Source organism: Sinorhizobium sp. P24N7 (assembly GCF_042436655.1).
Classification (GTDB): Bacteria; Pseudomonadota; Alphaproteobacteria; order Rhizobiales; family Rhizobiaceae; genus Sinorhizobium; species Sinorhizobium meliloti_A.
In genome coordinates this window covers 1-11,917 of record NZ_JBHMIW010000029.1, presented here as the reverse complement: position 1 = coordinate 11,917, position 11,917 = coordinate 1, and the positions used below count along the sequence as shown (strand labels likewise).

The 11,917-nt window shown below is 62.3% G+C and carries 12 protein-coding genes and 1 pseudogene; all 13 read right to left on the bottom strand.

Going from position 1 to position 11,917, the window contains the following annotated elements:
• Nucleotides 1-214: 214 nt before the first annotated feature.
• Nucleotides 215-574: a cytochrome C oxidase subunit IV family protein gene (locus ACFHWW_RS32755; RefSeq protein WP_018095800.1), complete on the bottom strand. Its 360-nt coding sequence runs from the start codon at nucleotides 572-574 to the stop codon at nucleotides 215-217.
• 11 nt (nucleotides 575-585) lie between these two features.
• Nucleotides 586-1,308, bottom strand: a complete 723-nt coding sequence (locus tag ACFHWW_RS32750) for a heme-copper oxidase subunit III family protein (RefSeq protein WP_275597468.1) — start codon at nucleotides 1,306-1,308, stop codon at nucleotides 586-588.
• A gap of 12 nt (nucleotides 1,309-1,320) precedes the next feature.
• Entirely contained in the window at nucleotides 1,321-2,019 is a 699-nt protein-coding gene (locus ACFHWW_RS32745; protein WP_379943474.1) for a cytochrome c oxidase subunit 3, read from the bottom strand.
• A complete protein-coding gene (gene ctaD / locus ACFHWW_RS32740; RefSeq protein ID WP_379943472.1) occupies nucleotides 2,016-3,797 on the bottom strand; it encodes a cytochrome c oxidase subunit I in 1,782 nt (593 codons plus the stop codon). Before ctaD ends, ACFHWW_RS32745 begins: the two co-directional genes overlap by 4 nt.
• 33 nt (nucleotides 3,798-3,830) lie before the next feature.
• Nucleotides 3,831-4,775, bottom strand: coding sequence for a cytochrome c oxidase subunit II (locus tag ACFHWW_RS32735; RefSeq protein WP_018095796.1), 945 nt, complete (start codon nucleotides 4,773-4,775; stop codon nucleotides 3,831-3,833).
• A gap of 136 nt (nucleotides 4,776-4,911) precedes the next feature.
• A complete protein-coding gene (locus ACFHWW_RS32730; RefSeq protein WP_379943470.1) occupies nucleotides 4,912-5,298 on the bottom strand; it encodes a c-type cytochrome in 387 nt (128 codons plus the stop codon).
• A gap of 199 nt (nucleotides 5,299-5,497) precedes the next feature.
• Nucleotides 5,498-6,565 carry an ABC transporter ATP-binding protein gene (locus tag ACFHWW_RS32725; RefSeq protein ID WP_379943468.1) on the bottom strand — a complete coding sequence of 356 codons (1,068 nt, stop codon included), beginning with the start codon at nucleotides 6,563-6,565 and terminating at the stop codon, nucleotides 5,498-5,500.
• A 6-nt stretch (nucleotides 6,566-6,571) separates the two neighbouring features.
• Nucleotides 6,572-7,405, bottom strand: a complete 834-nt coding sequence (locus ACFHWW_RS32720; protein WP_379943466.1) for a carbohydrate ABC transporter permease — start codon at nucleotides 7,403-7,405, stop codon at nucleotides 6,572-6,574.
• 4 nt (nucleotides 7,406-7,409) lie between these two features.
• The gene (locus ACFHWW_RS32715; protein WP_018095792.1) at nucleotides 7,410-8,345 is read right to left on the bottom strand and encodes a carbohydrate ABC transporter permease; all 936 of its coding nucleotides are present in this window, start codon (nucleotides 8,343-8,345) and stop codon (nucleotides 7,410-7,412) included.
• Nucleotides 8,346-8,442: 97 nt separating this feature from the next.
• On the bottom strand, nucleotides 8,443-9,705 hold the full coding sequence (locus tag ACFHWW_RS32710) for a sugar ABC transporter substrate-binding protein (RefSeq protein WP_100671932.1): 1,263 nt from the start codon (nucleotides 9,703-9,705) through the stop codon (nucleotides 8,443-8,445).
• A 37-nt stretch (nucleotides 9,706-9,742) separates the two neighbouring features.
• Nucleotides 9,743-10,915: a PLP-dependent transferase gene (locus ACFHWW_RS32705; RefSeq protein WP_100671931.1), complete on the bottom strand. Its 1,173-nt coding sequence runs from the start codon at nucleotides 10,913-10,915 to the stop codon at nucleotides 9,743-9,745.
• Nucleotides 10,912-11,628: a FadR/GntR family transcriptional regulator gene (locus ACFHWW_RS32700; RefSeq protein ID WP_100671930.1), complete on the bottom strand. Its 717-nt coding sequence runs from the start codon at nucleotides 11,626-11,628 to the stop codon at nucleotides 10,912-10,914. The genes ACFHWW_RS32705 and ACFHWW_RS32700 overlap by 4 nt, the downstream gene beginning before the upstream one ends.
• Before the next feature lie 104 nt (nucleotides 11,629-11,732).
• A pseudogene (locus ACFHWW_RS32695) lies at nucleotides 11,733-11,917 on the bottom strand (hypothetical protein); the annotation flags it as partial.

Below are 11,917 nucleotides of genomic sequence, written 5' to 3'. Positions count from 1 at the left end.
CGCCGCGAGTTGAGCCTGTCTACGACATAATCGTCGTGCTGCACGACCAGAATGTTGCGGGCGGCGGGCGGGGACGGTCGCGGCCGCGAGGATGCTCATCTAGCTGATATAGCGAGAAAATACACCCTGCGGGGCGGCGAGGAACAGGTTTTTCCTCGAACAGGGAGGCGGCAGGCGGACGCGCCGCCGAAACGCGACCTTTCGGCAGCCGCCTTTACTCGCCGCCACCGAAGAAGGTGAGGCGCGTGAAGAGGACATAGTTCGATTCCGACACCATCAGCGCCACGAAGACGAGCACCAGCAGCGGGGGCAGAATGATCGCGTAGATCAGCGCCAGGCGTTCCCACGCCATATGCATGAACACGGCCACGATGAGGCCCGCCTTCAGCATCATGAAGATGAGGATCAGCGACCAGCGGAGATAGCCCTGCAGGCCGAAGTAATCGACGAGGTATGAAAGAGCGCTGAGGACGAAGAGCAGCCCCCAGACCAGGAGGTAGAGCTTGATCGGGTGCTGCTGGTGCTCCGTATGGGCGACCGCAGGTTGTGCCGGATGTATTTCCGCGTGAGCCACGATGCCCTCCCTCACCAAAGATAGAAGAATGCGAAGATGAAGACCCAGACCAGGTCGACGAAGTGCCAGTAGAGGCCGGTTATCTCGACGATCTCGTAGCGCCCCTTGCGGCTGGTGAAGAAGCCGCGCCGCTCCGTTTCAAAATCGCCGCGCCAGACCTTGCGGGCGACGATCAGCAGGAAGATCACGCCGAAGGTGACGTGGGTCCCGTGAAAGCCGGTGATCATGAAGAAGGAAGAGCCGAATTGAGCGGCTCCCCAGGGGTTGCCCCAGGGCCGCACACCCTCGGCGATCAGCTTCGACCATTCGAACGCCTGCATGCCCACGAAGGTGGCGCCGAAAAGCGCCGTCAGAAGCATGAGCGCCGCGGTCTTCCGCCGGTCGCGGCGGTAACCGTAATTGACGGCCATGGCCATGGTGCCGCTGCTCGAAATGAGAACGAAGGTCATGATGGCGATGAGGATCAGCGGCATGTGCGTTCCGCCGATTTCGAGCGCGAAGACCTCGCTCGGATTGGGCCATGGAACGGCGGTGGACATCCGCGCCGACATGTAGGCAAGCAGGAAGCAGCCGAAGACGAAGGTGTCGCTGAGGAGAAAGATCCACATCATGGCCTTTCCCCAGGAGACATCCTTGAAGGTGCGCTGGTCGGAGGCCCAGTCCGACGCGAGCCCGGCCAGACCGGCGGGGCGCGGGAGCGTTTCTGCTGCGGGCTTCTTCATCGGTGCAGACATGTTCAACGGTTCCTATGTCAGCAGTTGGCGGCAGAAATCGATCACGCCGCTGGCCCAGCCGGCAAAAAGAGCGAAGAGAACCAGCCAGACGATCAGCATGAAATGCCAGTAGATGGCGCAAAGCTCGATCGACAGGCGCGTTCTGTTTTCGAGCGGTGTTTGCGAGACATGTGCGGTTACCCGGCCGAGAGCAAAAAGCCCCCCGATGATGTGCAGGCCGTGCATGCCCGTAAGCAGATAGAAGAAGCTGTTGGCCGGATTCCCGGCCAGGAAATATCCGGCGTCCGACAGCGCACGCCAGGCGAAGAGCTGACCCACGAGGAAAGCGAGGCCAAGGGCGAGCGCCGCCAGGAGACCGATCCGAGCTGCCTCGTCGTTCCGCCGCTCTGCCTCGACCCTGGTCCAGTGCAGGGTGATGCTGCCGGCGGCGAGGATGCCCGTATTGAGCCAGAGAAGGCCGGGCAAAGGCAGCGCGCCCCAGTCGGATGACGCCATGCGCATGAAATAGGCGCTGATCGCAAGTGAAAACAGCGCACCGACGACGGTGAGAAATACGCCGAGGCCGATTTTCGCCGGCGGCAAACGCGTTGCGCCCCGGCGGTCGTGGAAGTGACCGACCTCGAGCCAGGGGCGCGATGTCAGGCGTTGCCCTGCGAGCCACCAGACGACGATGGCGGCGATCGCCGCCAGAAAGAAGGCGGCGATGCTCATGAGACGGACTCGTGACTGAGGCGGCCGGGCGTCGGCTGGTTCTGCGGGATGAAATCTTCCGGCGCGCCGGGGACGCTGTAGTCATAGGCCCAGCGATAGACGACGGGCAGTTCATCGCCCCAGTTACCGTGAGGCGGCGGCGTCTCGGGCGTCTGCCATTCGAGCGTCGTCGCGCGCCAGGGATTGCCCCCGGCCTCCCGCCCGTGGCGCAGGCTCCAGCCCAGATTGAAGAGGAACAGGATCTGCGCAGCGCCGACGAGAAGCGCCATGACGCTGATGAAGGCGTTGAGCTCGGCGATCGAAGTCGTCACGAAAGATGCCTCGCCGAGCTCGTGATAGCGGCGCGGGACGCCGATGAGGCCGAGATAATGCATCGGAAAGAAGATGGCGTAGGCGCCGATGAAGGTGACCCAGAAATGGATCTGGCCCATCGCCTCGTTGAGCATGCGCCCGGTGATCTTCGGATACCAGTGATAGATGGCGCCGAAGATCACCATGATCGGCGCCACGCCCATGACCATGTGGAAATGCGCGACGACGAACATCGTATCGGAGAGCGGCACGTCGACGACGACATTGCCGAGGAAGAGACCCGTCAGCCCGCCATTGACGAAGGTGACGATGAAGGCGAGGGCGAAGAGCATCGGCAGGGTCAGATGGATATTGCCGCGCCAGAGGGTGAGGACCCAGTTATAGACCTTGATCGCCGTCGGCACCGCGATGATCAACGTGGTCGTGGCGAAGAAGAAGCCGAAATACGGGTTCATGCCGCTGACATACATGTGGTGCGCCCAGACGATGAAGGAGAGGCCGCCGATGATGACGATCGCCCAGACCATCATGCGGTAGCCGAAGATGTTCTTGCGGGCATGGGTGCTGATGAGATCGGAGACGATGCCGAAGGCGGGCAGGGCGACGATGTAGACTTCGGGGTGGCCGAAGAACCAGAACAGGTGCTGGAAGAGAATCGGGCTGCCGCCGCCATATTGCAGCTGCTCGCCCATCTCGACGATCGCCGGCATGAAGAAGCTCGTCCCGAGCAGCCGGTCGAAGAGCATCATGACGCAGGCGACGAAAAGGGCAGGGAAGGCAAGCAGCGCCATCACCGTCGCGGTGAAGATGCCCCAGACGGTCAGCGGCAGCCGCATCAGCGTCATGCCGCGTGCGCGGCCCTGCAGCACGGTCACGACATAGTTGAGGCCACCCATGGTGAAGCCGATGACGAAGATGATCAGCGACGAGAGCATCATGATGATGCCCCAGTCCCTGCCGCCGGGCGTGCCGGAAAGGACGGCCTGCGGCGGATAGAGGGTCCAGCCGGCGCCGGTCGGTCCGCCGGGCGTGAAGAAGCTTGCGGCCAGGACGATCACGGCGAGCAGATAGATCCAGTAGCTGAGCATGTTGGCATAGGGAAACACCATGTCGCGCGCGCCGACCATCAGCGGGATCAGATAGTTGCCGAAGCCGCCGAGGAAGAGGGCGGTGAGCAGGTAGATCACCATGATCATTCCGTGCATGGTGATGAACTGATAGTAGCGCTCGGCATCGATCAGCTCGAATGTGCCGGGAAAACCGAGTTGCAGCCGGATCAGCCAGGACAGCACCAGCGCCACCATGCCGATGGCGATCGCGGTCGTGCCGTATTGGATGGCGATGATTTTCGCATCCTGGCTGAAGACATAGCGCGTCCACCAGCTATGCGGATGGTAAAGCTCAACATCCTCGACTTCGGGAGGCGGAAGTGCCTCGCCAATACCGGACCGGACGTCGACCATCATATCTCCTCCCCAGGGGCTACTTCACGGCACCTCCTACTGTGCCGCTGAGGCGGCGACCGTTGTCGCCGCCGGGCCGAAGCATTCTCGCTCTTCTTCAAAAAGCGCGAATGCTCCGGTTCCTTGTTCGGTCGCAACTCCGGACGGAGAACCGCTACACGCTTTTCCCGGAATTGCTTTTGTTTCCAATGATGCGGACAGTTGCGAAAAGGTCTGCTGCTCGGCGAGCCAGGCCTGGTAGTCTTCTTCGGTGTCGACCACGACGGTACCGCGCATCTGCGGGTGGCCGACGCCGCAGAGTTCCGCGCAGAGTATCTCGAAGGTTCCGGTCCGCGTCGGCGTCAACCAGAAATAGGTGACCATGCCGGGCACCATGTCCATCTTGGCGCGGAATTCGGGGACGTAGAAATCGTGCAGGACGTCGACCGACCTAAGCAGCATCTTGACCGGCTTGCCGACCGGCAGGTGAAGCTCGCCGCCTTCGATGATGATGTCGTCCTGCCCGGCGGCGTCGTCCCGATTAACCCCGAGCGCGTTTTCGGGGGCGATATCGCGCGTTTCGGTCGTGCCCAGCTTACCGTCCGCGCCAGGCAGCCGGAAGCTCCACAGCCATTGCTGACCGATCACCTCGACTTCGGACGCATCCTGCGGGACGGTGACGAACTGGTTCCAGACGAAGAGGCCCGGCGCCAGCATCGCCGCGACACCGAAGGTCGTGCCCGTCGCGAGCCAGCCTTCGAGCCGCCTGTTTTCGGGCTCGTAAGCGGCGGTATTGCCGGGTCGGTGGCGGAAGCGCAGGACGCAATAGGCCATGAACAGGACCACGGCGGTGAAGGCGATGCCGGTGATCCAGAAGGTGATGGTGATGGTATTGTCGATGTAACTCCAATTGGAGGCGATCGGGGTCCACCACCAGGGACTAAGCAAATGGAACAACACCGAGCCGACGGCCAGCAGAACCAGAATCACTACCACGGCCATTCCCTGACCCTCCCCCGCCGTGATCGGCCGTGAGACGAATACGCAATCGCAGAGTTCCGATCACAATTATTGCACGAACGGAAAATACTGGCAAATCATCGGGACGAGATCGAATTCTCACTTCCCGCAAGTATTCCTATTTGGGATGCTGCTTCAGGTAGGCAATCACATTGGCAATCTCCTCGTCCTTCTTGAGGCCGGGGAATACCATCTTCGTGCCTTTGACCTTGGCCCTGGGGTTACGCAGATATTCGGCGAGCGTCGCGTCGTCCCAGACGAGACCACCCTTGCCCGCATCGATCATGGCTTGCGAATATTTGAAGTCCGCATGGGTGCCGGCCGTCCGACCGATGACGCCTTGCAGCGAAGGACCGACCTTGTTCTGGTCCTTGTCGATCACGTGACAGGTGGCGCATTTCTTGAAGACGGTGGCGCCGGCCTCGGCATCGCCCTCCTGAGCAAGCCCGGCGAGCGGACAGAGCGAGAGTGCCGAAAAAGACAGGGCAGCAAGTGCAATTCGCATGATACTTCCTCAATTTCGCCCGGCGCGGGGCAAGGAAGGCTATCGTCAAATCTGCTTTGGCGGTGCTTGCTTCTCTTAAGGAATGGTGCGCCGGGGCGGTTGATACGTGCGACAGGAAAGAAGCTAGTCCTTGTCGTAGAGAAGTCAATTGCTCCTTCCGGCTAAGCCTGAACCTGCGGGCCGCCATTCGGCGCTTGCTTCAGACGCGCTTGCCCTCCGCATCGAAAAAATGCAGGTGGTGGGCGGGGAAGTGGACGGGGATCGTGCCGGACGCCGTCAGGAACGACCGGTCGTTGGTGAAGACCTTGAAGGTCGCACGCCCGAGCGAGAGATGCAGGATGATGCCGAAGCCCGTCGGCTCGACCAGATCGACGCCGGCAAGCAGCGTCTCCGGGCCGTGGCCGGCAAGCACGACATGTTCGGGACGGATGCCGAGCGTCACCTTTGCGTTATTCGAAAGGGGCGCGGCCGCGTCGAGCGGGATGCCGATCTCATCCGACATTTCGAAGCGCGGCGCGTCGCCCCCGTGGCAGGTACCTTCGAAGAAGTTCATGCCGGGCGAGCCGATGAAGCCGGCGACGAAAAGATTGGCCGGACGGTCGTAGAGATCGAGCGGGCTTCCGACCTGCTGGACCACGCCGCCGTTCATGGCGACGATGCGGTCTGCCAGCGTCATCGCCTCGATCTGATCGTGCGTCACATAGATGGAGGTGGCGCCCAGATCCTTGTGCAGTTTCTTGATCTCGGCGCGCATCTGCTCGCGCAGGCGCGCATCGAGATTGGAGAGCGGTTCGTCGAAGAGAAACGCCTTCGGCTCGCGCACGATGGCGCGACCCATGGCGACGCGCTGGCGTTGGCCGCCGGAGAGCGCCTTGGGGCGGCGATCGAGCAACGGGTCGAGGCCGAGCTTGGCAGCGGCGCTAGCAACGACCGTCGTTATCCTATCCTTGGCCGTCTTGCGCAGCCTCAGGCTGTAGCTCATGTTTTTCGCGACCGACATATGCGGGTAGAGCGCGTAGGACTGGAACACCATGGCGATGTCGCGGTCCTTCGGGGCGAGTTCGTTGACCCGCCTGCCGGCGATGCGGATCTCGCCGCCGGTCACGCTCTCGAGCCCGGCGATCATGCGCAGAAGGGTCGACTTGCCGCAGCCGGAGGGACCGACGAGCACGACGAATTCGCCGTCGCTGATCTTGAGGTCGACGTCGTGCAGCACCGGGTGGGTACCGTAGGACTTCTTGATGTTGGCGATGTCGATGGAAGCCATTGCGTTTCAGCCTTTCACCGCGCCGGCCGTGAGGCCCTGGACGAGATAGCGTTGAATGAGGAGGAAGAAGAGGCAGGCCGGTATCAGCGCCAGCACGCCGGCGGCCATCATCTGCCCGAAGTCGACCGAGAATTTCGAAACGAAGGACAGGAGCCCGACCGGGAAGGTCGCCTGTGCGTTGCCGGAGATCAGCATCAGCGAGAAGAGCAGTTCGCTCCAGGCGGCGGTGAAGACGAAGCCGAGGGTCGCGGCGATTCCGGGCAGCGTCAGCGGCAGGATGATCTGGCGGAAGGCGACGAACTGCGTCGCGCCGTCGATCATCGCCGCCTCTTCCAGGTCCTTCGGAATGCCGTCGAAGAAGGACTGCATCAGGAATGTCGCGAAGGGAACGTTGAAGGCGGTGTAGACGACGACGAGACCGGTGAGGCTGTTGGTCAGCCCCAGCGGCGAGAGGATCTTGAAGATCGGCGCGACCAGCATCACCAGAGGAAACATCTGCGTCAGCAGCATCAGCGTGACCAGCCAGTATTTGCCGCGGAACCGGAAGCGCGAGAGCGCGTAGCCGGAGAGCGAGGCGAGGATGGTGACGATGACGGCGGTCGACCCCGAAACGATCAGGCTGTTGCGGAAGAACACCGGGAAGGCACTGTGCCGCAGCACGAAGTCGAAGTGTTCGAGGCTCGCCCGCGACGGCCAGAGACGAATGCCCTCCGAATAGAGGAGGTCGTTCGGCGTGACGGCGACCTTGAGCAGCCAGAAGAGCGGGAAGAGCGCGAAGGTGATATAAGCGAGAATCGCCAGGCGATGCGCAATGGTCAGAAATGCTTGTTTGGCGCGCATGGTCTCAATCCTTGCTCAGGAGCCATTGCCGCAGGATCACGATCAGCAATGAATAGGCGAGGAGCAGCGCCAGCAGCACCAGCGCGATCGCCGAGGCATAACCGAAATCCAGCCGCTTGAACGCCTGGGTGAAGATGTAGCTTGCGACGATCTGGGTTCGGTCCGCCGGCCCGCCATTGGTCATGACGATGATGAGATCGGCGAAATTGGAGATCCAGACCGTACGCAGCAGAATGGTGATCGCGATCGTGGGCGCCAGGAAGGGAAGGGTGATCGAAAGGAAACGCTGCACCGGGCCGGCGCCGTCGATGCTCGCTGCCTCGTAAAGGTCGCGCGGGATCGCCTGGAGCGCTGCCAGCAGTGTGATCGCGAAGAAGGGGATGCCCCACCAGATATTGGCAATGATCGGTCCCCACATGGCAAGCTGGGGATCGGACAGAATGTTGGTCGGCTGGCTCATGATGCCGAGGGCGAAGAACCAGTGCGGCAGCGGACCGACGACGGGGTTGAAAAGCCAGGCCCAGTTGAGGCCGGCCAGGAAACTCGGCACCGCCCAGGGCAGGAAGACGAGCGCCTGTGCAACCGCACGCCCATAGAATGGCTTGTCGAGCAGGAGTGCCAGGATGAGCCCGAAGGCGAACTGCAGGAACACGGAGGCGCCGGTCCACCAGAGCGTGTTGCGCAGCGAACGGAAGAATGCCTGGTCCTGGGCGAGCGCACGGAAGTGATCGAGGCCGACGAAACCGCCGGAGAAGGGGTTGAGCAGCTGGATGTCGCGGAAAGCGTAGGAGATGCCGAGCACCAGAGGCACGAGCATGACCGTAACGATCAGGATGAGCGCCGGAGCGGTATAGAGATAGGGCGCAGAGGCGTCGGCGATCCGCTTCATCAGCGGCGGACGGGTTGCGGGCAGGCCGTCATGGCGTGCGGCATAGGCCATCGATCGAAATTTCCCCTTTTTTGACCGCCGTTATCGATCGGCGTGCCTTTTCCTGCGTCGGACGACCGGCGGCGGCTGACCGCCGCCGGTGCCTGCGTTACTTCTTGCTTGCGAGGTACTTCTGCTGCGCCTTGGTCAGGTAGTCGGCCCATTGATTGGCGAGCTCTTCCGGCGTGATGTCGCCGAGCAGGGCCTCCTGGGTCGTCTTGATGGCGAGCGAATCCTTGAAGAAGGCGAATTCTTCGAGATAGGTCGGCATGACCGTCAGCACGACGTCCTTGTCGGCGAGTTCGTCGAACCAGCCCTTGAACTGCGGGCTCGCATAGAAGGGGTCCTTCTCGGCCGACTTATGGACGGGCAGCGCGCCGGTGCGCTTGTTCCACTCGATATTGCCTTCCGGGCCTTCCAGCGTTTCGATCAGCTTCCAGGAGAGATCTTTGTTCTGGCTGGCGGCAAGAATCGACCAGCCGGCAAAGCCGATCGTGGTAAAGGCCTTGCCGCTCGGCCCCTTGGGCATGGTGGTGACGCCGAAATCCTCCGGCTTCATGCGCTGGGCGATCGCGATCAACGCGTCCGGATCCTGGTCGAGGAAGGCGCAGGTGCCGCTGTAGAAGCCGGCGACGATCTCGTTGAAGCCCCAGTTGACGCTATCCTTGGGGGCGAGGCCGTTCTTGTAGAGGTCGATGACCCAGGTGAGGCCCTTGATCCAGCCCTCGCTGTTCATCGTCGAGGTGCCGTCCTCGTTGAAGAACTTGTTGTCGCCGGCCATGGTCGCGCCGAACATCACCCAGCCGTTGAGACCGCCCGGACCGCCGCGCAGGCAATAGCCCGATTTGCCCGGCAGCTTGGAGACCGCCTCGGAAGCCTTGACGAAGTCGTCCATCGTCTTCGGCGGTTCGGAGACGCCCGCTTCGGAGAGCAGCTTCTTGTTGTAGAACATCGCCCGGAGATAGAAGCCATAGGGCAGCATATAGGCGGTGTCGTTGACGTCGCGGCCGAGTTCGAGCGCGCGCTCTGTGAGGCCGGGGGTGTGCTCCCACTTTTCGAGATAGGGCTCGAGGCTTTCGAGCATGCCGTTATTGGCGTAGAGCGACAGCCAGGTGTCCGGCATTTCCATGACGTCGGGGATTTCGCCGGCCGAGACCATGGTCGCGAATTTCTGGAAGGCTTCGCCCCAGGGCAGCGAAATGATCTCCACGGTCGTGCCGGGGTTCGCCTGTTCGAACTTGGCGACGATCGACTTCAGCGTTTCGGTGCGCTCGGGGCTGGTGATGACCTCGACGAGCTTCAGCTTGGTGTCGGCAAGGGCGCTGCCGGCCATCAGCGTGGCAAGCAGGGTGGTGGTGATCAGTTTCCTCATTTTATCGTTCCCTTTGTTCTCGCTGGTTGCGTGTTCGTCAGCCTGATGAAGCGGCTGTCATCGCCGTTTCGAGATCGCTCCAGAGGGCCTCCGTTCCCTCCAGGCCGACATGGAGCCGTACCGACCGCGGTGAAATGCCGAAGGCTGCCGCGGAATTGGGCTCGGCTTTCTGCGCCAGGACGACTTCGCCCGGCACGATGAGGCTTTCGTGGCCGCCCCAGGAGACGCCGAGCTTGAAGAGTTTCAGGTGATCGGCGAAGCGGCGCACGTCGACGCCTTCGCGGAAGATGAAGGAGAAAAGTCCGGAGGTGCCGGAGAGACCGGGTGGCAGATGGTTGCCGAGGCCCGGGTGGCAGACGGTTTCGACCAGCGGATGCTCGGCCAGACGACGGGCGACCGCGAGCGCCGAGCGCTCATGTGCCTTCATCCGCACCGGCAGCGTGCGCATGCCCCGGATCAGCAGCCAGGCGTCGAAGGGCGAAAGCTTGCCGCCGAGATAGGGATAGGCTTCCGAACGGATGCGGCCGATCAGGTCGCTCGACCCGGCGACGACGCCGGCGACGACATCGCTATGGCCGCTCAGATATTTCGATGCGGAGTGAATGACGAGGTCGACGCCGAGCGAGACCGGCTGCTGAAACACCGGACTGGCCCAGCTGTTGTCGATGACCGTGACGATCCCCTGCCGGCGTGCGAGAGCCGCAAGCGCTGCGACATCGTGCGCGTCCATCACCCAGCTTGTCGGGCTTTCCATGTAGAAGAGCTTGGCGCCTGGAAGCGCCCTGGCAACCGCCTCTTCGTCGCGCCCGTCCACATAGGTGACCTCGATACGCATGCGCTTCAGATGCGTGCCGAAGAGGCGGAACGCATCGGGATAGACATGTTTCACGGCGACGATGCGGTCGCCCGGCTCGACGAAGGAGAGGACTGTGGAGGAGATCGCCGACATGCCGCTTGCGAAACCGATGGCGTCTTCGGCGGCTTCGAGCTTCGCCAGCATCTCCTCGAAATGCCTGACCGTCGGGTTGAGGCCGCGGGTGTAGATAGGCCGCACGCGCTCGCCCCGATAGGAAGCGACCATCTCGTCATAGTTCTTGAAGGTGAAGAGCGAGGTCTGCACGATCGGCGGTACGACTGCATCGAAAGCGTTGCTTTCGTCATGCGCGACGATAAGGGAGGCTCTCTCGAACGGATCGAGGCCGTTGTTCATTTGGACATTTCCTTGATGTCTTCCTCGACGACCGCGAGGATTTTCAGCGTTTCCGCGCGCGCGGCCTCGGCGTCCTGCGCCGCGATCGCATCGAAGAGCGTTCGGTGAAAGGGAAAGGAGCGCCTTGCGAAGTCCGAGCGGTCGAAGGGCTCGTCCCAGAAGCGTTCGAAGGCCTCGCGCATCTGTTCGAGCAGTTGCTTGAAGAGCGGATTGTGGGTCGCGTCGTAGATTGCAAGATGGAAGGCGAGGTCTTCCGGGCCGGAGGTTCCCTTGGCGAGATGGACCCGCTCCATCTCGTTGAGCTTCGTTTCGATGTTGACGAGGTCGGCCTCCGTGCGGCGCCGCGAAGCGACCATGCCGGCCTCGACCTCGATGCCGCGCCGCACTTCGAGCGTCTGCAGCAGCGCGTCGCGAAGGTGCTCCGTGTCGAGCGCCAGCGGCATGTGGATGGTTGCGGTGGAAATGGCGCGCAGGAGATAGGTGCCGCTGCCCTTGCGCGCCTCGACAACGCCGAGCGCCTGGAAATGGCTCAGCACCTCACGAATGGTGGAGCGGCCGACGGCGAGCGCCGCCATCATTTCCCGCTCGGCAGGCAAGCGATCCCCGGGGTTCAGCCCCGATCTTTGAATGAAATCGGCAAGAGCGGATATTACCTGCTGCGCCCGGTCTGCGGGCGGCAGGGGCAGGAGCATCGCTCTATCCTGCAGGGGCATCCGGTTCTCCCAAGAACCATAATTGGTCTGACATCTGAGCAATATGCAGGGGACAGGAGAGGTGGTCAAGGGCCAGATGAGCGTCGCGTTGCGTCTTGAGGTGTTCAACCGGGTTGATGGTCGACATTTTGGACCGGGATGATTGTCGACAGATTTTGGGTTGCGGCAGGTTCAGCCGGTTCGCGAAGCCCCGGACGGGGCGGAGCGAACCGGCAGAACCAGCCGCGGCGATCGATAATGCCCATATAGAGGTCGCAGAAGCGCACGACGTAGTCGCCGGTCACAAGTT

Bases quoted from the DNA above. Each gene is read 5' to 3' on its own strand.
- ACFHWW_RS32750 (WP_275597468.1), bottom strand. From the start codon at position 1,308: ATGTCTGCACCGATGAAGAAGCCCGCAGCAGAAACGCTCCCGCGCCCC.
- ACFHWW_RS32745 (WP_379943474.1), bottom strand. From the start codon at position 2,019: ATGAGCATCGCCGCCTTCTTTCTGGCGGCGATCGCCGCCATCGTCGTC.
- ctaD (WP_379943472.1), bottom strand. From the start codon at position 3,797: ATGATGGTCGACGTCCGGTCCGGTATTGGCGAGGCACTTCCGCCTCCC.
- ACFHWW_RS32735 (WP_018095796.1), bottom strand. From the start codon at position 4,775: ATGGCCGTGGTAGTGATTCTGGTTCTGCTGGCCGTCGGCTCGGTGTTG.
- ACFHWW_RS32730 (WP_379943470.1), bottom strand. From the start codon at position 5,298: ATGCGAATTGCACTTGCTGCCCTGTCTTTTTCGGCACTCTCGCTCTGT.
- ACFHWW_RS32725 (WP_379943468.1), bottom strand. From the start codon at position 6,565: ATGGCTTCCATCGACATCGCCAACATCAAGAAGTCCTACGGTACCCAC.
- ACFHWW_RS32720 (WP_379943466.1), bottom strand. From the start codon at position 7,405: ATGCGCGCCAAACAAGCATTTCTGACCATTGCGCATCGCCTGGCGATT.
- ACFHWW_RS32715 (WP_018095792.1), bottom strand. From the start codon at position 8,345: ATGGCCTATGCCGCACGCCATGACGGCCTGCCCGCAACCCGTCCGCCG.
- ACFHWW_RS32710 (WP_100671932.1), bottom strand. From the start codon at position 9,705: ATGAGGAAACTGATCACCACCACCCTGCTTGCCACGCTGATGGCCGGC.
- ACFHWW_RS32705 (WP_100671931.1), bottom strand. From the start codon at position 10,915: ATGAACAACGGCCTCGATCCGTTCGAGAGAGCCTCCCTTATCGTCGCG.
- ACFHWW_RS32700 (WP_100671930.1), bottom strand. From the start codon at position 11,628: ATGCCCCTGCAGGATAGAGCGATGCTCCTGCCCCTGCCGCCCGCAGAC.